Source organism: Mucilaginibacter sp. P1_A3, assembly GCF_056406855.1.
In genome coordinates this window covers 302,897-322,844 of record NZ_JBFTZJ010000005.1, presented here as the reverse complement: position 1 = coordinate 322,844, position 19,948 = coordinate 302,897, and the positions used below count along the sequence as shown (strand labels likewise).

Annotated in this window: 24 protein-coding genes; 11 read left to right on the top strand and 13 right to left on the bottom strand. The window is 39.8% G+C overall.

Annotated elements, in window-relative coordinates:
- Nucleotides 1-5: 5 nt before the first annotated feature.
- The 7 genes from AC1D0K_RS12645 to AC1D0K_RS12615 form a co-directional block, all read right to left on the bottom strand.
- A complete protein-coding gene (locus tag AC1D0K_RS12645) occupies nucleotides 6-902 on the bottom strand; it encodes a hypothetical protein (protein WP_477397398.1) in 897 nt (298 codons plus the stop codon).
- A complete protein-coding gene (locus AC1D0K_RS12640; RefSeq protein WP_477397396.1) occupies nucleotides 902-1,516 on the bottom strand; it encodes a DUF6712 family protein in 615 nt (204 codons plus the stop codon). Before AC1D0K_RS12640 ends, AC1D0K_RS12645 begins: the two co-directional genes overlap by 1 nt.
- A gap of 114 nt (nucleotides 1,517-1,630) precedes the next feature.
- A complete protein-coding gene (locus AC1D0K_RS12635; RefSeq protein ID WP_477397394.1) occupies nucleotides 1,631-2,914 on the bottom strand; it encodes a hypothetical protein in 1,284 nt (427 codons plus the stop codon).
- 172 nt (nucleotides 2,915-3,086) lie between these two features.
- Entirely contained in the window at nucleotides 3,087-3,674 is a 588-nt protein-coding gene (locus tag AC1D0K_RS12630) for a hypothetical protein (RefSeq protein WP_477397392.1), read from the bottom strand.
- Between the two features lie 165 nt (nucleotides 3,675-3,839).
- Nucleotides 3,840-4,808, bottom strand: coding sequence for a hypothetical protein (locus AC1D0K_RS12625; RefSeq protein WP_477397390.1), 969 nt, complete (start codon nucleotides 4,806-4,808; stop codon nucleotides 3,840-3,842).
- Entirely contained in the window at nucleotides 4,774-5,109 is a 336-nt protein-coding gene (locus tag AC1D0K_RS12620; protein ID WP_477397388.1) for a hypothetical protein, read from the bottom strand. Before AC1D0K_RS12620 ends, AC1D0K_RS12625 begins: the two co-directional genes overlap by 35 nt.
- Before the next feature lie 45 nt (nucleotides 5,110-5,154).
- Nucleotides 5,155-5,595 carry a hypothetical protein gene (locus AC1D0K_RS12615; protein ID WP_477397386.1) on the bottom strand — a complete coding sequence of 147 codons (441 nt, stop codon included), beginning with the start codon at nucleotides 5,593-5,595 and terminating at the stop codon, nucleotides 5,155-5,157.
- A gap of 357 nt (nucleotides 5,596-5,952) precedes the next feature.
- Between AC1D0K_RS12615 and AC1D0K_RS12610 the strand changes: the two genes are divergently transcribed.
- The 6 genes from AC1D0K_RS12610 to AC1D0K_RS12585 all read left to right on the top strand — a co-directional run bounded on the left by AC1D0K_RS12610 (nucleotide 5,953) and on the right by AC1D0K_RS12585 (nucleotide 10,717).
- Nucleotides 5,953-6,837 carry a slipin family protein gene (locus AC1D0K_RS12610; protein ID WP_477397384.1) on the top strand — a complete coding sequence of 295 codons (885 nt, stop codon included), beginning with the start codon at nucleotides 5,953-5,955 and terminating at the stop codon, nucleotides 6,835-6,837.
- Nucleotides 6,838-6,951: 114 nt separating this feature from the next.
- The gene (locus AC1D0K_RS12605; RefSeq protein ID WP_295710995.1) at nucleotides 6,952-7,455 is read left to right on the top strand and encodes an antitoxin Xre/MbcA/ParS toxin-binding domain-containing protein; all 504 of its coding nucleotides are present in this window, start codon (nucleotides 6,952-6,954) and stop codon (nucleotides 7,453-7,455) included.
- A gap of 140 nt (nucleotides 7,456-7,595) precedes the next feature.
- Complete coding sequence (locus AC1D0K_RS12600; RefSeq protein WP_477397381.1) at nucleotides 7,596-8,057, top strand: RES family NAD+ phosphorylase; 462 nt, start codon at nucleotides 7,596-7,598, stop codon at nucleotides 8,055-8,057.
- A gap of 79 nt (nucleotides 8,058-8,136) precedes the next feature.
- On the top strand, nucleotides 8,137-9,384 hold the full coding sequence (locus tag AC1D0K_RS12595) for a BamA/TamA family outer membrane protein (protein ID WP_477397379.1): 1,248 nt from the start codon (nucleotides 8,137-8,139) through the stop codon (nucleotides 9,382-9,384).
- A 281-nt stretch (nucleotides 9,385-9,665) separates the two neighbouring features.
- The gene (locus tag AC1D0K_RS12590) at nucleotides 9,666-10,259 is read left to right on the top strand and encodes a hypothetical protein (RefSeq protein ID WP_477397377.1); all 594 of its coding nucleotides are present in this window, start codon (nucleotides 9,666-9,668) and stop codon (nucleotides 10,257-10,259) included.
- Nucleotides 10,260-10,414: 155 nt separating this feature from the next.
- A complete protein-coding gene (locus AC1D0K_RS12585) occupies nucleotides 10,415-10,717 on the top strand; it encodes an RNA recognition motif domain-containing protein (RefSeq protein WP_295710988.1) in 303 nt (100 codons plus the stop codon).
- A gap of 545 nt (nucleotides 10,718-11,262) precedes the next feature.
- Here the strand turns inward: AC1D0K_RS12585 and AC1D0K_RS12580 are convergent.
- Nucleotides 11,263-11,562: a hypothetical protein gene (locus AC1D0K_RS12580; protein WP_477463065.1), complete on the bottom strand. Its 300-nt coding sequence runs from the start codon at nucleotides 11,560-11,562 to the stop codon at nucleotides 11,263-11,265.
- A gap of 251 nt (nucleotides 11,563-11,813) precedes the next feature.
- Nucleotides 11,814-12,317 (bottom strand): GNAT family N-acetyltransferase, encoded by a 504-nt coding sequence (locus tag AC1D0K_RS12575; RefSeq protein ID WP_477397373.1) that lies wholly within the window; start codon nucleotides 12,315-12,317, stop codon nucleotides 11,814-11,816.
- A gap of 486 nt (nucleotides 12,318-12,803) precedes the next feature.
- On the opposite strand from AC1D0K_RS12575, the gene AC1D0K_RS12570 reads away from it, so the two are divergent.
- On the top strand, nucleotides 12,804-13,115 hold the full coding sequence (locus AC1D0K_RS12570; RefSeq protein WP_477397371.1) for a hypothetical protein: 312 nt from the start codon (nucleotides 12,804-12,806) through the stop codon (nucleotides 13,113-13,115).
- A 78-nt stretch (nucleotides 13,116-13,193) separates the two neighbouring features.
- Here the strand turns inward: AC1D0K_RS12570 and AC1D0K_RS12565 are convergent, their stop codons facing one another.
- Complete coding sequence (locus AC1D0K_RS12565; protein WP_477397369.1) at nucleotides 13,194-13,895, bottom strand: S24 family peptidase; 702 nt, start codon at nucleotides 13,893-13,895, stop codon at nucleotides 13,194-13,196.
- 188 nt (nucleotides 13,896-14,083) lie between these two features.
- On the opposite strand from AC1D0K_RS12565, the gene AC1D0K_RS12560 reads away from it, so the two are divergent.
- Both AC1D0K_RS12560 and AC1D0K_RS12555 read left to right on the top strand, forming a co-directional pair.
- Nucleotides 14,084-14,278, top strand: coding sequence for a hypothetical protein (locus AC1D0K_RS12560; RefSeq protein ID WP_477397367.1), 195 nt, complete (start codon nucleotides 14,084-14,086; stop codon nucleotides 14,276-14,278).
- A gap of 289 nt (nucleotides 14,279-14,567) precedes the next feature.
- On the top strand, nucleotides 14,568-14,939 hold the full coding sequence (locus AC1D0K_RS12555; protein WP_477397365.1) for a hypothetical protein: 372 nt from the start codon (nucleotides 14,568-14,570) through the stop codon (nucleotides 14,937-14,939).
- Nucleotides 14,940-15,005: 66 nt separating this feature from the next.
- On the opposite strand, the gene AC1D0K_RS12550 is transcribed toward AC1D0K_RS12555, so the two are convergent.
- Together AC1D0K_RS12550 and AC1D0K_RS12545 are read right to left on the bottom strand one after the other, a co-directional pair.
- On the bottom strand, nucleotides 15,006-15,878 hold the full coding sequence (locus tag AC1D0K_RS12550) for an alpha/beta fold hydrolase (RefSeq protein WP_477397363.1): 873 nt from the start codon (nucleotides 15,876-15,878) through the stop codon (nucleotides 15,006-15,008).
- A gap of 162 nt (nucleotides 15,879-16,040) precedes the next feature.
- Nucleotides 16,041-16,379, bottom strand: a complete 339-nt coding sequence (locus AC1D0K_RS12545; RefSeq protein WP_477397361.1) for a hypothetical protein — start codon at nucleotides 16,377-16,379, stop codon at nucleotides 16,041-16,043.
- Nucleotides 16,380-16,634: 255 nt separating this feature from the next.
- Here AC1D0K_RS12545 and AC1D0K_RS12540 point away from each other — a divergent pair, with 255 nt between their 5' ends.
- Together AC1D0K_RS12540 and AC1D0K_RS12535 are read left to right on the top strand one after the other, a co-directional pair.
- Nucleotides 16,635-16,946: a hypothetical protein gene (locus AC1D0K_RS12540; RefSeq protein WP_477442271.1), complete on the top strand. Its 312-nt coding sequence runs from the start codon at nucleotides 16,635-16,637 to the stop codon at nucleotides 16,944-16,946.
- Nucleotides 16,947-17,092: 146 nt separating this feature from the next.
- Nucleotides 17,093-17,455, top strand: a complete 363-nt coding sequence (locus AC1D0K_RS12535) for a hypothetical protein (protein ID WP_477398752.1) — start codon at nucleotides 17,093-17,095, stop codon at nucleotides 17,453-17,455.
- A 190-nt stretch (nucleotides 17,456-17,645) separates the two neighbouring features.
- Here AC1D0K_RS12535 and AC1D0K_RS12530 read toward each other — a convergent pair whose 3' ends face one another.
- Nucleotides 17,646-19,778, bottom strand: coding sequence for a tetratricopeptide repeat protein (locus AC1D0K_RS12530; protein WP_477398754.1), 2,133 nt, complete (start codon nucleotides 19,776-19,778; stop codon nucleotides 17,646-17,648).
- Nucleotides 19,779-19,948 lie beyond the last annotated feature (170 nt).

The window sequence follows — 19,948 nt, the reverse complement described above, 5'->3', positions numbered from 1 at the left end:
ATATTTTAGCTTAATATTAGTGATAATGTGTAAGTAAATCCTTCGCCTTCTGCTGGTAATTTATATCTCAACTCCCCCTCCGCCGTTTTGTAAAGCGTATATGCAGCTATACCTCCTGCGAGGGCTGCCGCTTCGTCGGCGTACGTGGGCGCGGCCTGGATGTATGCTGTCATATTGAAGCTACTACCGGCCAGTTCATTTATCTGGGTTTGCAGATTATTGTCGGCCGAGGTTCTTAAACTGGCTTCGTTTGCAATGGCTTCCTCGTCCGTGTTATCCAGCGAAAATCCCGTCGGCCATACTCCGGCTGCTTTCGGCCCAAAAAAGTAATAGGTGGATGTATTGATGTAATAATCCCCATCGGTACCTGTATATAAATTTGATGGGTTGCCTGCGCCGCTTAGGATGGTTTTTCCATTAACACCGGCCGGACCTGTTGCACCTGGTGGACCTGTTGCCCCGGCCGGTCCTGTTTGCATCGAGAAGACCTGGCTCCATACACCTGCCGATTTTTTGTAGAAAATGCCACTTAATGTGTTGATGTAGGTATCATTGTTTTTTCCTGTAATCGAACCTGGATTGACGGTGCCATACAAAACTGTTCCGTCTGCGGCGGTTCCGGTGGGGAAAGTGTAAACTACTGTCCAAACGGTGGAAATTTTTTGTGCTATAGAACCGGCAGCTGTATTGATAAAAATATCGCCATTTTTACCCGATATGTTCTGGGGAAGGGTAGCTCCAAAGGAAATACTGGCACCCACCGGTAATTCCGACCCGATAAACTGTAGCAGTGTGCTAAAAGCAAACTGATAATCGGTGCCACTTTTTACCAGGATGGAATTGTCGGTTGCGCTGATTACGGATACTACAGGTAAATCGCTTATTTTTTTATCTGTCGCCATCAGTTTAAAAATTCGGTTATGGTTAAATTGTAATTATTGTAGCTGCCTGGATAATTGAAATCTGTTTTATCAATTCCCCTAATGCGCGGCCCCGCCTGCCTGCTGCTTTTGTTTTTGGCATTATATCGCCACAGCGGAAAATCTTCTTTATTATCCCACAGAAACTTTTCAACGTCGTTTGCATAGGCGTTGGCTACGCTTCGTTGTTGTTGCACCAATTTTACAATTTCGGGAGATGAAAGCGGATCGCCATTTTCATGGCGTTTAATCACCGGGCCGGTAGCTGTGTAATGTACCGCGTCGTTTTCAATAAAGCGGGCAAAAGTGAAGTAAACCATGGTTGGCGCCAGGCCTTCATACAGCACAATATGTCCGTATTGGTCCAGGTATTCGGTGCCGTTTATCAAATCTTTATAGGCTTGCGGTGCATCGTCTTTTAAGGTGCCATCATCATTAAAATGGGATAAAATATCGTAATACAACGAATGGCCTAAAAATGGTTTCAGATCAAGTTCCTGTGCTTTTTTAATAAATACCTTCAGGCGTTCGGGTTTAATGTTTATAGCAATATCCTCAAATTGCTGAAATGTAGTTTGGTTAATGAGATAGATCATAGCGTGATTTCTTAGCCCCCTCTAAATCTCCCCCAGTAGGGGAGACTTTTGGATGGCGGGTAATTGAAAAGTTTTTAAGCGTTCCTTTTGGGGAGGGTTTAGGGGAGCTGGCCTTTAGCTACACATTGCTTCTGCCTCTGCCTGTTTAAAGCCGTAGGCGTAAATCAGGGTGGCTATTTTGTTTTTCAACGGAATGGCCGAAGCAAGCAGTTCGTTGATGCTCTTGCCCGCTTTTATACCTGCATTATCGTCGGCAGCTATGGCTGGCACGGTTACAATATTCCAATTCGCAGATGGGTTAACAGTGGTATAAAAGTGACTAAATATTTCGGCCAGGGTTTCAAAAAGCTCCAATCTGTCGGGGGCCGTATTGTCATTAAACTCAATGATTGCCTGTTTCTTTTCGCCGCCATTGCTTAAGCCAGATGATTTTTCGGCATTGATGAGTTCTTTTGGTACCGAAAACCCTTTGATGATGCGGGCCTCGACAGATCTTTCTGTTGTTTCAAATAATTTATCGTTATTTTGAATAGGGTAGGCTTTAAACTCTGGTTTAGAGTTTTCGTCTTCGTATTCAATTACAATAATTTTTTGAGCGCTTTTGGCTCCCTGGAAAGCCCCAAGATCTTTCTCCAATTGCGATGGTGTATTTACACCGGCAAATTCATCTGCTTCGGGCCCGCTATTGTCAGCTTCCTCGCGGCGGGCCTGCATAAATAACATAGTTGATGGTAAAAAGCCAGTGGTTACTTCCCGGTTATTAAATATTTTAATGCCTGCTTCTGTTTCAAAGTCTTCCCAAACAGAATCTGCTTCAATTAAAGGGTAGTCGTCAACTTCGGGATTAAAGTATAATAACTGGCCCTTGTATTGATCCCATCCGCCCGCGTCGGTAACCTGTTGCTGAATTACTGCAGAATCAGGATTGTATTTATCCAAAAAAGTGATCTTGCTGCGCATAATATTCTTCCAGGTTTTGCGCCCCCAGTCGTTATAAACCGCAAATTTATCAGCTGTATCCGGGCAATCGGTATCTCCCATCCGGATGTCTTCAAACTTTACATAGTTAACAGATGCTATTTTAAAATTGGCATTATAGTTTACGTGAATACCAAAGCCGGTGAACAGCGCCTTATCAGTTGCCAAGGCTTTTAATAGCCTTGCTAAGGTTAAACCTTTGGCATTAATCACTTGCTTACCCAGGTCTTGTGCCTCGAAACCGTTACCAGCAATAAATTTTGCTCTTTTGTTCCAGCAATCTTTTGCGGTGGGCGAGCCGGCCACCAATTCCAGCATGCGTTGTGGGTAAGCGTTATCGAGGTCGTAATTAAGGATGCCGTATGTTTGGTTGGGCCTTACCAATATTCTTCGCTCAATTTGGGGAAGGTAGGTTTTCATGTTAATTATTGAATTATTGAGTTATTGAATTATTGATTGATAAGACTTTTTAATTATTGAATTATTGAGTTAATGAATTATTGAGTTAGGAAGGTTAGGTTTTGTATTGAGTTATTGAATTAATAACAAGTGATTCAATAATTCAGTCAACCAATAATTCAATAATTATTCATTACGCCGCTACCAGTGCCTCAATAGCGGTAATTGTGCTGGCATATGTTGCCGGGCCAGATTCGGCCGAAATGGAGATAGCACGTGGAGGGTAAGGCTCTTTTAGCTTATCGGGGTTGGTTAATTTCAATTTGTAACCACCATCTAATGTTTCATCAGCGGCATTGCGTTCTGCATCGGTAAGGATCAATCCGTTTACGGCGCCAAATAGTTCAATTGCCGAGTCGCTTGATTTGTAGTTGTTAACCGCTATTGCACGTAACCTGCCATAGCCCATCGCCATTAACTGCGCTTTAACATCAACAGATAAACCAGCTATATTAAAGTCGATTTCCTCGGTAAAGCGTGGTCCAACCTGCGTTTTAGCCAGTTTAGACATAGTATTGAAACTATTATTGGTGCCTTCAAATTTATAGATCTTAGCACTGCCTACAGCCGCTAAACCGGTTATGATCAGCGGATTGGTAACATCATAGGTTAGTGTGATATCATCCTGGTTAAAAATGTAGATCACATCTTCTATCCCCGATGTTATAGGCTCATCTGTACCCAGTTTTAAGCCCGCGTTTATTTTATTGTAAATTGACATGAATTAATTAGTGATTTAATGAATTATTGAATGAGTGATTTTTTAGTATCAAGTAGTTAGTATCAAGTATCAAGATGGGTTGGTTTATTGGCAAGAGTTACTCATCAGATTACCAGATAATAAAATTTTGCTACTTGATACTAATTACTTGATACTGCGTAGCGCTTACGCGCTTAAGTAAAACAGTTCGTTGGCAAATTTGAAGTTCACGGCTGCTTTCATGCGGGCTTTCATGCGTACTACGTTATCGTTGGTATAAGGCTTCATGTAAACGGTGGATAGTTCAGAAGCATCACCCAATAAATCGACCCCTAAAAACAGGTTTGATGAGCGTGCACCAAGAATGGTGTTGGCCTGCCAGTGGTTCATGATCTGCAAAGGGATACCCAGGTAATCCATCTTTTTCATGTCGGTAAAGGCGTTGATAACATTCAATGCTTTATTAGCCTGCGCTTGTGCGTAAGCATAACCCACATGTAACGGGATCTGCAGGTTAAAATCTTCCTGGATACGGTCGGCTGGATCAAGCTGGGCATAAACGCTGCCCAATACCTGCAACACATTACTTACGTTAATGTAGCTGATGGTTGCGGCTGTTGATGTACCTGTAAAAATAGCAGGTTTACGGCTGTTAACTTCGTTGTAATTACGCACCAGTTTAAACGATGTGGAGCTCAGCACCTGGATAAAGTATGATTGACCCTGTACATCGATGCCAGGCGCGCTATTGGTTGTATCCTTGCTGGTGCCGGTTACCGCGGTCACTGTTACCACATCGCCATCAGCTAAGGTAGATGTGTCTGATACTGTTACTACTCCCGATGCATTAATAGCCGTAGTGCTCATAGATGTTGTTGGTTTGCCTAAACCTACCTTGTATACACCTGATGCTGCCGCGATAGTTGGCAATAAACCAGGGAAGGCGGCGCTGAACGTAGCTTCTTTGGTTGAGCCTTTACCCAACCAGTACAAACGTTCGTTGGCTACCTGTATCTTGGTTAAATAGCGCTGGACCATAAAATCGGATAGGTCTACAATGCCTTCGTAATCCATAAACGCGCCTGGTTTAAGGGATTGTGCTTCCCAGCTTTGAGCCAGCTTATCCCATTGTTCCTGTACCATTATGAAACTCAAAAATGCGATCGGTTTTATTATAATTTTTTACAGCAGATTTTAATGCGGTAGAATTATTGTAAATGCTGAGTGCATCGCGCAGGGCACCAGCTTTTAGGTTGGGAATATCCTGGCCTACTATAGTAATAACAAGCTTAGCTGTTTGGCAAGCCAGGCAAAGCAGCACCTGGGTAATGGCGTAGGTTTTGCCAGAACTTGTGCCGCCCTGGTTTACCGTTATATGTGTTTCTGTGTGGTAGTTTTGCCCAAAGAGTATCGAAACTTCAAATTTTGGTGCATCAGGTATCAGGTCATTAGTCATCCTTTTGGTAATTAGGCATTAATAGAGGAGATAAGGGAGAGGTTGTTAAATCTTTACCTCTTTTTCATTTCGGGCAGTATCTGGGCCGGTGGTGGTTATTTCAACTTTAAGTGTATTAGGTGCGCTTACTTGTTTTGCCCCTGGCTTATCATCCCACCCCATGTTTTTAAGTGCGAATATAGCGCCCGTAGGTTTTTCAAAAAGCTGCTGTTCATAAGCGGCTTCAATCTTTAGCCTCGCGTACCTTAACGCTTTGCGGTGTTTTTCTTTTTTTTCATATCGTTCAAAATCTGCTATGCTTTTAAATTCCAGGAAAAGTGCCAGACCACGTAATGTGGGCACTTCCGGTTCACGTAGCCAGCGTTGGTTTAATTTCGTTGTTTCTGTTGATGAGTTAGTCTGTAATTCGCCTTTAACAAATACAAAGTAATCGTTTATCATCTGCATCATCTGTGATGCAGGTGCATACTTAAAAAAAGCTTTCATGTTTTATGTTTAAAATGCCGATTGGCATAAAGTAGAATCAAATGTAGGGAATATATTTGAGATATGCTAATTTTTTTGGTAAAATATACGCGCTAATTGTTAATGGTCAGCACCATGCTACTCAGCAAAACAGTTAGCTGGTTTGAACAATTGCAGATTAAAGAATTTAGAGTGCATCAAAACAAGCTGATGCTTTCAGTATGAATTTCATCCTGAAAGGTACAAAGATCCTTCGATTGCAAAATGTGTGAATACCATTACTAATCAGTTACATAATTTGATTATCTTTAATATACAATATATTAACCAATTAGGAGGTGGTTTGATATGAGAAATCAAAATTCGTTTCCTGTAATCATGTTTTTTCTAATTTTTGGTCTTGGCATTGTATGTGCAAGGATGGCATATGATGCTTCGAGTGCCGCAACAAGCACCATCATTATGGTAAGCGCCTTTGTGGTTGCTTTGCTAATTTCTCTTGCTATCAAGATTGCTAATCCCTGGGAAAGGGGCGTGGTATTACGCCTTGGGCGTTTTCAATCTCTCAGGGGGCCAGGGTTGTTTTTCATTATCCCCATTCTGGATACCATACCCTACTGGATTGATACCCGGGTAATCACGACATCGTTTAAGGCTGAAAAAACCCTTACCAAAGACACGGTACCGGTTGATGTGGTTGCCGTATTATTTTGGAAGGTGCTTGACCCGAAAAAAGCTGCCCTCGAAGTTGCCGATTATATGGGGGCAATTAGTTGGGCCTCGCAAACCGCATTGCGCGATGTTATCGGAAAGACCATGTTATCGGACATGCTTGAGGGACGGGAGAAAATTAGTGGCATACTGCAAAAGATTATTGATGAACGTACAGAGCCATGGGGTATCAATGTCAACTCTGTGGAGATCAAAGACGTTTTGATCCCCGGCGCACTGGAGAACGCCATGTCTATGCAGGCACAGGCAGAAAGAGAACGGCAGGCCAGGGTAATTTTGGGAGACTCTGAGAAACAGGTAGCCGAAAAGTTTGGAGAAGCAGCCCTAACGTACGCAGACAACCCGGTGGCATTACATTTAAGGGCAATGAACATGCTTTACGAAGGTTTGAAACAAAACTCTACTATTGTAATTGTACCCAGTTCGGCAATTGATACCATGCAACTTGGCAGTATGGCAGGATTAACGGCACTGACTATGGGGATTGGCCAGGAAAAAGCAAACAAAGACAAGGCTGCCGGTAAAAAATAAAAGGCAGTTGGCTAACAACGATTTAATATTCGGTATGATTAGTCATGTAGGCGAACATTTATGATGGTTTTAGTAATTATTTTCTTTTTAAAAAGAAAATAATTACATTTGTGTATGAGCAAATCAATTAAAAGGCAGGCAGTAGCAACCGTGGCAGGGCAAACTGCTTCAAGGGCGTATGTGGTGCATGAAAATGCATCAACATTTATTGTGAATGATCTTTTGGTTCCTTATGAAACTTATTTTAAATCGCCGCTGGCTAAGTTGGGGGCTATAAAGCAGGGATTGCGTTCTGCAGCTATTACCGATTTAATACAAGTTACCGGAGCTACCCAAATTGATATTGCCAAATGGCTTGATATTACTGAACCAACACTACGCAAACATATCCAAAGTTCGCGCGAGTTAAACCAGGGGCTTAGCGAGCACATTATTCAACTTTTTGAACTTTTTGATAAAGGGTTGGATACCTTTGGCTCGCTGGATGAGTTTAAAAGCTGGCTTAAGCACTATAATCCCGGCATTGATGCCATACCCTTTGATTTGCTTGATACCCTTACTGGCATCAGTATTGTATTAACTCAGCTTATTCGTATCGATTACGGAGTTTTGGCTTAATATTGGAGAGTGGTTGATTGTGTGAGTGGAGAGTGGTTTAATTGCTCACCCATTTTTAGCACTATCATAACTTGCAAACCAACTAAAGCGAAAAATAATAAAAATCACAAATTCAACCAATCACTAAATCACTAATTAATTTGCGCGTTTACCGTATCAGTCAAACCAAGTATAGTCATGACCGTAAGGGATCCGGAATAGATGGCCGATGGAATTCGCTTGGGCAATATGTAATTTATACCGGCGGATCCCTGGCGCTTTCCTGTCTCGAAAAACTGGTACATTCAGTAGGAACATCTTTATATAGTGGTAATTTTTCGGTTGTAATTATCGAAATTCCAGGTAATCTGCCAATTACCGAAATTACTACGAAGCAACTTATAAAACTTGACGCAAACTGGCATAAGGTAATCAATTACCCCATTACCCAGCAGTTGGGTGATAATTGGCTTGCCAAAATGGAAACCGCGGTTTTAAAAGTGCCATCGGCCATTATCGACCTGGAGTATAATTACCTGCTTAACCCGGCACATCCTGATTTTGATAAGATAAAAATTATCGATGTGAATGTTTTCTCTTTCGATCCACGACTAAAAGCTTAATATGATTGTGGAAGAATTTAATGGAATAATTATTTATAATTGCAATTTTAAACCAATCCTTCGCAAATTGCTCATTATAATGCCCGGCAAAAAAGTACTTCTTTTATGTTTTGTTTTTTCATTGTTCTGCTACACAAAGCTATCCGCGCAAGAAAAAAAATATATCCCTATTGGTCGTTCAAAACTGAAGGATACTGTTATTGCCGCCCCTGCCGATACTGCTTATGAAAAAGATATATTTGATGTTATAAAGGCCGCCTTTGTTAAAGCAGATAAACCGGCCAAGGTTGATTCAATAAGCACAAAGCCGGTATTATCCATTTTGCCGGCTGTTGGTTATACCTTGCAAACATCTTTGGCCGCAACTATTTCGGGTAATATTGCTTTCCGTACCGGCCCTAAAGCGCGGATATCTACTATCACTATAAATCCTGCTTATACTCAAAAAAAACAGGTAATCATTCCCCTGCAATCCAATATTTATACAAAGGATAATCAATACACTTTTATAGGCGATTTTAGATTTTACAAATACCCTCAAAGTACCTTTGGCCTGGGCTCCAATTCAAATATAGCTAACGAAAACCCGTTGGATTATTCCTTTTTTAGGTTTAATGAAACCGTATTGAAACATGTAGGAGGAGATTTTTTTGCTGGCCTGGGATATATTTTTGATGATCGCTGGAACATGGGCGAGAAAGGACAGTTAAATGGCGGCGTATCTGATTATGAAAGATATGGGCCTGTATCACGCGCCATATCCACAGGAGTAACCTTTAACACCTTGTTTGATAGTCGTGATAATTCTATCAATCCTTCGCGCGGGTTTTATGCATCGGCGCAGTACCGGGACAACTTTACCTTTTTAGGCAGCACTGCACCATGGCGATCATTAATTATTGATGTGCGTAAGTATTACCGGTTGCCCGGAAACTCTGATAATATAATTGCCTTTTGGTCATACAATTGGCTGGTACTAAACGGCAGGCCTGCCTATCTTGATTTGCCCGCGACGGGGCATGACCCAAGTTTTACCACCGGCAGGGGGTATATACAGGGAAGATTTAGAGGGGCGCAAATGGTATACCTTGAAAGCGAATATCGTTTTAAAATAACAAGGAATGGATTATTGGGCGGTGTGTTGTTTGTGAACGGGCAGTCGTTTTCGGCTGCGCCGGGTACACGTTTAGAAGCCATACAGCCAGCCTTCGGCCCGGGCTTGCGCGTTAAACTTAATAAAGTATCAAAAACCAATATAGCCATAGATTATGGTTTTGGCAGGGAGGGCTCGAGAGGGTTGTTTATTAATGTGGGTGAGGTGTTTTAATCCCTTTTTGCCTGCTTTTCTCAAAAAACTACAATTTTTAAATAATGCCTTCCTGGTACCTGTTAGCTTCGCAATAACATGGGTTTTTATCCAATCACTAAATAAGCTTTCTTAGCTTTTGTATATCGATTGATTGCGTTTGTTTTTTGAAAATATACTGCGCAATAATCTTTTTGCAGAATTTGTCACTAAGGGGTTAAAAAGTGTTAAATATTTATTAAATTTATTGCATAGATAAACTTTCAGGGTTTTTATTATTAGCTTTAACCATCAATTTACCTATGGGCAATAAAAGGTTTACTAATTGGTTCATTTTATGTGTTTTACTCATTTCGGTGATGGCTTCGTCATGCCAGAAAGATGAGGGAGTAAAAGACATGGGAACCATTAAGCCCGTTGCATCTATTGATAGCGCATCATTAGGTATTATAAATACTCCAGGTAATTTTTTGGCAGGGAAAGGTATACTAAAAATAACCATTGAAGACTCAACCTATACTTTTGATGCTTCAACAGATTCTATAGCGTTTATTAACGTACATAATGGTGATAATAAGTACTTTGGCATTACTGCCATTAATAAGGCACACACCATGAGTTTTGGAATAAGCTCTGAGGGTTTTGCATCGGCAAATGTTAACAGTAAAGTAGCCGGAAGCCAATTTCTTTTTACGGTTGATGAAAAAAAACCTTTGTTACAATATACGTTAACCCAATTTGTTGGGAAAGACGATTCCGGGAAAATTACTTTGGATAAATACAACAAGGATAATATGATAGCCAAAGGCACTTTCTTTACTTTTTTGGCTAAAGATGATAAAGAAAATTCTCCGTTTTATAGGGTTGAAGGTAGTTTTGAACTACAGCTTAAATAAAAAAACGTTTTTAAATCAATAGGAGAGCTATTTTATAAGCTAAAAGTGATTGGGTAATTTCAAGGTAAAAAAGCCGTTGCAACCTGCCTATTTACTTCAATAACTACTAAATACCCTCAATTTTTTGTACCTTTATACAAATTTTAAAGACATTGATGAAAGTATTTATTGCAGGGCTTCCTTTAGAAGTAGATGAGGCCGAATTAACAGCTGTTTTTGGTGACTTTGGGCCGGTTAAATCGCTCAGAATCATTAAAGATCGCGAAACAAAAGAGAGTAAGGGTTTTGGGTTTGTGGAAATGGTGAACGATAACGAAGCGAAGGAAGCGATCAGGTGTATGAACGGTGCAAGTTATTACGGACGCAGGATAACGGTTAATGTAGCCGAAGATAAAGGTCCTGGATTTAACGGCGGTGGCAACAGCGGCGGTGGTAAAGGTGGTTTCAGACGTAACTAACAACATAAAAAAATTATTCTTTTAAGTATAAGCCGGCACTGCCCGGCTTTTTTTATGCTTAAAAATGGGGTTGAGTAGGTTCGGGTTGAGGTCTTGGAGGATAGGTTTCTAAGCATAGATTTTAGCTAACCGGAAAAAAAAAGTAGTATCTCTAATGCGTTTGCCAATGGTTCTCAAATGTATTGTCTTAGGAACACTTACGTCAAATGGGGGGGGGGTATAAGGATACCCGGAACATTCCGTCACTGGTAAATTATCCCGACTGTTGTAGTAAGTATAATTAATCGGTGCAGAGCAACTGTATTAATCTGTTGATTACACAAAGCCATAGAATGGTACATATAATACTAGCCTGATACCTTCGGGCGCGTATTATTATTTAATAGATTTTAAAAAAGGGAAGGCCCAAATTATTGGGATACGTGGTTGTTTTAAAATAGCTTTAATTTTAGTAATAGCACAAGCTGGGTAGGATTCTGTCCATTATAAAATTGGCCATTATATTTAATATAAAATGGCATTATTGGTGATTTGGCAGCTTAATTTTAACAAACCTGGGCAAGGTCTGATGCATTAAATTTACTTAGTAAACAGTCAAGTTCCTCATTGAGTTTATTTAACTGGATTTCGCCGCTTTTAAATGCAGTGATTAGCCCGGCCAGTTCATGGTCAACGTTTAAGCGTTGCAGTCTTTCTAAAGTATTAATTTTATACTCGGCTGCGGTGAGCAGGTATAGTTGACGTACGTCATCGGTATACATCTTATTGCTTACCTTGTTCTCTTGTTGTTTGTTAAACAAAACCAAAATAATAGCGGCAATAATTGCGGCTATTACAAGCGTCATTGCAGGATCCATGTTAGTTATCTCTCAGGGTTTATAATTCAGTTCGGCTCAAAACTTGAAGTATCGGCTGGGGAAATTGGTTTACATAATAAATATAAGCTTTTTTTGATTTAGCGCTTTGGATATTGTGGATAAAATGACACAATGTTAATAATTAATAGATGAAAAAGGGGGAGTAGGCTGTTTGTAGGAGCTATTAATAACCAAAACAATGGTTTTTAATAGCAAATTTAACCTGTGGTTAATGAAGGTTAATCAAGCCGTTTTTCATAACAGTAAAATCTTAATCCCGGCCTGAAACCCAGCCCTATTTCGCCGGCGAAAACATAACCTAATTTGGGAAATAGATTTTGAGTAGCCTGGTTACCTGTGTTGGTATCAATACGCAGGGTTTTTATCCCCCGGCGTATGGCTTCAGATTCGGCCTGTTGCAGCAATGAAGCCGCAATTCCCATTCCCCTGTATTGTGGATCTACAGCAAGCCGGTGAGTAACAATGGCCACTTCGGTAATGTCCCAGCCTACCTGGGCATATTCAGCTTCCTGATCGGTTGTAATGGCTGTAATGCCTGCAATTTGCCCCTCAACATCTGCCACCCAAAGCTTCCCAAGGGTAATATCATCTATAAAAACTTCGGCGTTGGGGTAAGTATTATCCCAGTGGTAATTACCTGAAGTAATCATTATTGGCACCACGCGGGAAATTAGCTGCATGATTTGTGGGATATCATTTATTGTAGCAAGTCTGATCAGCATATTAAAAAAGAAAAATAAATCCTGAATTGATAAAAGCAAATTTAAGCTAATTGAGCTTTAGCAGGAATTTAATTTGGGGTAATTAAAAGAAGAGGGAAGAATGCAAATAGCAGGAAGATAAAGTTTATTTATTTAACTACTGAACGCTGTTTTGATGATATGCGTTTTGTTTGGAGCTGTGCTATTATTAGGCAGAACAAAAAAAGCAACATCGCATAAAAAAGAATATTCTGCAATGCATTGCCAACACTAAGCCGCTGAGTAACGAAATTTATAACGTTGAGTGCCATAGGTTATAGGTTGAGAGTATTTACTGATAAACAACAGTACTTACCAAACTGTTTTAAAAGCTTTTAAAAATTATCAATATTATTTTTTAATAAAAAGAAAGCATGTTCATGATCTATAAATAGTGGGTGTTTTCCCCTTTGTTTCTATATTTACTTTGATTTATAAGTAGTGTGAAATAAATATAAATAATAGATTATGATTCTCGAAGAATTTTTGAAGGAAATTAAGAAAGAATCTGTTGATATTGAGACTTTAACTAAACGTAATTACTACGTTCATCTTGATCGTTTGTTTAAAATGATAGCTTATGATGGCGATAGGCTTGATAAAAAACATAACCTGATGATTGGTGCTTATCTACAATATATCAATAACACCAAACGGAACGACTTTAGGGATGATTTATCCAAAGCCGAGTTGGAGGAGATCATCGAGAGCTTAAAAACAGATATTGATTGTATGATATTTAGAATGGAAAATCCTCCCGGACCCTTAAAGGAAGAGTGATCCGGGCTGATAAGTTATCCTATGCTAATTAATGTGTGTTTGTATAAAAGCTTTCCTTAATGGATCCGGCAGAGGGTACTAATGATTGTGCTTTTTATGGATATCCTTAACCAGGCAAAGTTTCTTTATATCGGCTACATTAATAGTAAAGGGGGCATATTTAATGCGGTTCCCAACCATTTCGGTAGTATTGTCTGAGTGTGCTATTACTTCATCGGTTTTATCGCCGGCAAGCAAACGTTTGTACATCCGGTAATCGCCCCACTCAATATAGTAAACCTCGCCGGGTAATATCTTTTTATCATGAATGATCTTTAGCGCTACCCAGCAACCGTTCTCCAGGTAGGGGTACATGGAGTGCCCCCAAACAGGCAGGGCAAAGTCGCAATCTTCAATGCCTGGAAAGTTCATCCGCCCAACCGGGTGCGAATCATTTATATCATTGTATACTTCTACACCCGATGCGGTGGCTATAATTTCATACATCGGAATCCCCTCCTCTGCTTTATTTATTGTAATATTTTCTTGATTACGTACAGATTTATTTGTATTGATGAACTCTTTGTATTTTTCTTTAAAAATTCTCAATTTTTCTGGATCGATATTTTGCCGGCTCTTTACAATTTCAGTGATGGAACTGGGCGAATTAAAGCCCAAAGCTTCGGCCAGTTGCGCATTGCCTGTAAATGCTTTGCCCTTAAGTTGGCTATAAAGGATAATAAACTCCAGGGTTTCCGGGCGAATGGTTTTTATTTTACCGGGTTTTGATATATCATCCATGATAATAAATATTAAAGATTTTTCTTGAATAATATAAAGATTATTCTTTATATTTGTCCTGTTGATTTTTACTAATGTAATACAAATTTAAGTAAAAACAAATTTATTACATCTAATTTAAAGAAAATAAATACAGAAATACTGTATTAGAATAAATAAAGCCTGACTTAACCAATTAAACTCAAAAGATGCATATAGCTTATTCAGCCATTCAGCACGAAGAACATCATACGGCTCAACATTCGCTTATAACCGGTGATGATACTTGCCAGCATGAACCACTGTTACGCTACCTGGGTTACCAGGCGGCCTGTCAAAAACTTGACGATGAAATTGTTGCTATACAAAAATATATTCCGGGCTGGATGCCTGCTTTCAGGTAGATTGTTAGCGGTGGGCGGTTTGCAGTTTGCAGTTTGCAGTTTGCCGTTGCCAGTTTATAGTAGGCAGTTATCAGTTTGCCGTTGCCAGTTTATAGTAAGGCAGTTTGCAATAGACAGTTATCAGTTTGCCGTTGCCAGTTTATAGTAAGGCAGTTTGCAATAGACAGTTATCAGTTTGCCGTTGCCGGTTTACGGTAAGCGGTCATATCCACGCTAAGATCAATAACCAATAAACTAACGAATAAATAATATAAAGATTACTCAAAAATTAAAAGACCAGCTTTGGTGGATGATCATTTCGGTTGACTATGATTACAGTCGTATTTCTATCGCCGACCACGACATCAACGACGAAACCCTAACCCTTTGGCTGGAAGATAAACAGGATTTCAAAAATTCGCTTGATGAGTGCCTGCAGCTGGACGTTAAAGCCCGCGACTTTGCCAAAATAATTAAAAGTAAAAATCTTAACAGCTACGAGGGGAGTAAGATGCATCCAACCAAAAACTTTGTTTATAAAGCACGCATCGAAATAAATACACCTCTTAAATGGTACCAGGACGATGCTTCAATCATGGAACAGCAATGGGCCCGCGAAGCCACCTTAAAAGCCATACTTACTCAGCTTGTAGAAACGGAAGCTGCAGGGAGTTATGATTGATATATGCCAAATAGCATTTTAAACATAGTTATAGATGCTATGCTATTTGGTTATGAGCTATAGTTGTTATTTGATATCATTAATGGCTTTTTGCAAGAGTATATTAAACTCATTTGGTTTTTCGGCCATAGGGAAATGACCTGTGGTATGGACGATCAGTAGCTGGTAGGGGATATTGTTCTTAACAAAGCCCGTAGTGTCATTCGGCGTATTATCACTATTGATTAGATGGATTTTCATTTTAGCCTCTTTTAGCCTGGCCGCGGTATTAAAGTTGTTATCTTCCATGCTGGCGATGGCAATGGTGCTATCCGTGTGGGTAACATCATTTAGTATACGTTTGCGCAAAGCAGCGTCGGTGGTTTTGTAAAATAGATATTTATTAAAATAATCGGTGGCTACTTTTTTGAAATCCTTTTTTAGTGCATTTATAATCGCATCAAATTCTGCTTTATATTCCGGGGTTTCTGGTCCTGTGCTATATTCTTTAAAATTGTCAATACCTATCAACCCAATAACTTTATCAGATGCATCTATTTTAGCCTGTACTACAATAGCGCCAGACATGGAATGACCGATAAGAATTACGTGTTTTAAATTTAACTGAGTAATTACCGAGGCAACATCTTTCCCGAAGTTGTCAACCGTCCACGAGGTTCTGTTTTTGCCCGATTGGCCAAAGCCGGGCAGGTCTATAGTAACCACCCTGTACCTTTTACTGAAAGCATCAACCTGATTGGTAAAGTAGGTTTTATTGATACACCATCCATGCACAAATAGTAGGGTAGTATCGCCAGTACCGCTATCAGTGTAAGCAATATTAACACCATTGTTTTGTACTTTTAAAGCACCCGGCGACGGTTTTTTGGACGGACTATTACAAGCCGATATTGCAGCTACAGAAATTAAAAACAGAATTAAGGCAGGTATTTTTTTCATTTCAGGATCAGATTATTTATAAATATCTGATCCTGAAATTGTTTTTGCAAATGTTTAACAAAGTAAATATCCCGGCTTAATTGTCTCGCGCAAAAAGAGGTAGTTTGTAAAGAAAATGAACAATAGTTACGCTTAACGTTTTTGTGCGAAAATAGTATTAACCTATTTTACCTTCACGTGCTGTTTTTCCTGCTCCAATTGCTCCACCAGTTCTTCTACTTCGCTTACGGCTTCTGCAGGTTGACTGGCATAGTTAAGCTTGCGGAAACGCCATTGAGCAAATGCAGGTTCCTGGAAACGGTTGATCAGTTTAAAAAATTTGGGGAAGTTGTGCACTTCATCCAATAGCACCCCGGTAACAATTCCGTTGTTATCCAATATCTCGCGGATGGTATATTCTTTATCCCTGGTAATCCAAATTTCAAAGTCACGTCTTATCTCTTCGCTTTTTTCGGGATCTATTTTGTCGTTAATGCAAATTACCTTATCTCCTGGTTTCATAATATTATAAGCGTTTTAAAGAGGCGTTTTATTTTGCATGCCAATTAATTTACTGTAAAGTTCCGCTTTTTTACCCGGAAATTAAAAGTGCAAGTTATAAATTACAATGTTCGAGAGGGGGGGATCGGTTTTAACTTTAGGAGAATAGTATTAAATGTGTGTTAACCTGCTGATAGCATTGTTTAAAACTTATTGTAACCTATCAATAACAGGAGTCGTAATAACTTATACTGTAAACAACTATATGTTAATTTTATGGATTCTTTTTATTTTTTTGTAATCATTGGATCGGTTGTAGTGTTTTTGATATTACAATTTGATAAGCAACAACGCAATAAAGTGAGGAAAACATTACGGCAAACCAATGATGTGGAACCATTACTGATGATGCAAAGCCTGGGGCAAAAACTGGATAGATTGAATAAAGCACTTAGTAATGCTGATGCCAATATAGAGCAGCAATTTCATAAATCAACTGCCGATTACAAAGCTGGCCGTATCAGCATAGATATTTTCAATAAACATCTTAATGAATTACTGTATAGAGCCGAAGAGCGGCAAAAGTAATTTGCATTTTTGAGTATATAAATATGCAAAACGGGTTCCTGTTGATAGGGGCGCTTTATATGATATATCTCAAAAAATCACTAATGAATGAATGCACGACTGCAATAATAAACAATTGAACAAATTGTTTATTATTGCAGTCGTATATGTCGGATGAAGCAATAATAAAACGGTTAAAAGTAATTGTGCAGGAACACGGCGGGCAGCTGGGTTTGGCTGGTGCTATCGGTGTTGATCAGGGCTTTATCAGTAAAGTGATCAATAAAAAGCAGGATATTAGTTATTACCTTATTCGTAAACTGTGCTTTCAGCTTAAATATTCGCCAGAGTGGCTTATTCTTGGCAGTGGCGAAAAAAAAATCAACAAGCCCGAATCGGCCAAGCTAATCACCGAAATACAAATGATGCGTACCGAGGTAGATATCTTGCAAGCCCGTATGCGCGCTTATGAAATTGAGCTGAAAGAACTACGCACACAACTACAAAGCGGAGATAGGAAAGCGGTTTGATTTTCAGACTTTCGGACAAAGGATTTTCAGACTTTTGGACAAAGGATTTTCGGACAAAGGACATAGAAAAGAATATGACTAAAAAAGGTCTGGCTTGTTACGAGCCAGACCTTTTTTAATGATACTCAATATTTTGTCTTTCGTCTGAAAGTCCTTTGTCTTTTGTCCGAAAATCCTTTGTCCAAAAAAACTACTTGCAATATTTTGCAATAGAAGCGGGGGCTTCTTTTGAGCCCAGTTCAAGTGCTTTGTTCATATCTGCACAGGCACCCGCTTTATCGTTAAGTGCTATTTTAGCCAAACCACGTTGTAAATAGGCTCTTGAGTTTTTTGAATTAAGCTGTATGGCCAGGCTGCAATCGGCAACGGCACCGGCGGCATCTTTCAGGTTCACCTTAGCGGCGCCACGGTCGATATAGGTATCGGCATTGTTTGGTTCGGCTTTTAGGGCAGCCGCAAAATCCTCATTAACGCCCTGTATATCTCCCAAATAGCTTTTGGCAATACCACTGTGTGCCAATGCCCTGGCATAAGCAGGGTTAAGGTAAACGGCATTGTGATAATCATCGGCTGCGCCTGCGTAATCTTTTAAAGCCAGTTTAACATCGCCCCTGAATAAAAAAGTTTCATCGTTTGAGAAGATGGAGACAGCTTTATCCAAATCTTTCATCGCTGCTTTATAATTCCCCTGTTTTGATGATAAAAAGCCCCTGTTTTGGTAAGCTAAAGCTGAAGCATCAGAAACAGAATCAATTTTAATGTATGCATTATAATCGGCCATAGCACCTTTGATATCGCCTGCATAGGCTTTTGCCTCGCCGCGGTAAAGGTAAAAATTCGAGTTCGCCGGGTTTATTCCGATAGCCGCTGTAAATAACTGTATACCGTTTGAAGTGTATTTATAAAAGTTGTTTACTTTACCTAAACGGGCGTAGCCATCTTCTTTTTTGGGTGCAATGGATAATAGTTTTTCAAAATCCTTTACCGCGCCCACTTTATCATTCATTTTATCTTTTTCTATAGCGCGGTTTAGGTATGCGTAGGTATAATTAGGGTTTATCTGTATGGCTTTGGTGTAATCATTTATAGCGGCAGTCATATCGCCAAGGTCGCGATGGGTATCACCGAGTACCAGGTAAGCTTCATCACTTTTGCTGTTGATAGCTATAGCCAAAGCCAGATCGGCCATAACACCGGTAGTATCCTTCATGGCCAGTTTTGCCTTGCTGCGACTTATATATGCATTTAAACTTTTAGGATCCAATGATATGGCTGTATCAGCATCAAGTTTAGCACCATGGGCATCCTTCATTGATAGTTTTACATATGAACGGCTTTGGTAAGCCTCAGACGTTCGGTTGCCAAGCGCTATCGACTTATTGAAATCGGCTATTGCTTTATCATACTCCTTTATATTGCTTTCAACCAGGCCGCGATAAAGGTAGGGCTCGCTAAGCTGCGGATGCTGATTAATTGATTTATTAAAGTAATCAAGCGCGCCAAGGCTATCGCCCATATTGTTTTCGGCATTTGCCAGGTATAGGAATACATTTTTAAGTTGGGGATTTAGGGATGCCGCTTTTTTATAATCTTCAACAGCTCCTTTGAAATCCTGGATATTGCCTTTTGAATTTCCGCGATAAAGATAGGCTTCGGCATTTTGTGGATTCATCGTAATAGCCAATGTGTAATCAACAATAGCCCCTTCGTTATCGCCCATGCTTGCTTTTGATCCGGCGCGATACTGGTAAACAGCCGATTTTTGTGGATTTAGTTTGATGGCAATATTATAGTCATCCACAGCGGCGGCATAATTACCTTTATTGTTTTTTGCAAGTCCGCGGTATTCATATATTTCGGCGTTGTTGGGTGCATACTGCAAGGCAATGGTGAAATCCGCAATGGCACCTGCATTATCATTTAAGTTTGATTTTGCGTTACCGCGATAGAGGTACATCTCGCCGGTTTTTGGGCCCAGCGCAATGGCGCGGTTAAAATCTGCAATTGCAGCCTGGTAATCCTGTACGCTGCTTTCGGCGTTTGCTTTATAATAGTAGGCCGTTGTAAAGTCGGATTTAATTGATAACGCTTTGGCATAATCGGCAATCGCCGCTTTGTAATCCTTCAGGTTTCCGTTGGCATTGGCACGATAAAAATAAGCATCGCTATTTTTATCATTTAACTGAATGGCCCGGGTAAAATTATCGATAGCACTTTTATAATCTTTTGCATTAGCACTCGCGTTTCCGTTTTGGATGTAGGTAAATGCTGTTTGTGCAAATGAAGATAACGGAAAGAGGATAAGGAATAAGACTTTTTTCATTTACGGAGTAGCGGTTGATCAAATATCAATAAAAAAAACAATATTGATATAGCAAAGCACATACCGAAAGTTAACGCGCCGGAATTGGGATTAAAACGCCAAACACAAAAAGCTGTAGTAGAAATTTGGGGCACAAGAACCCCAATTGATTCAATACTTTAATCCGGATT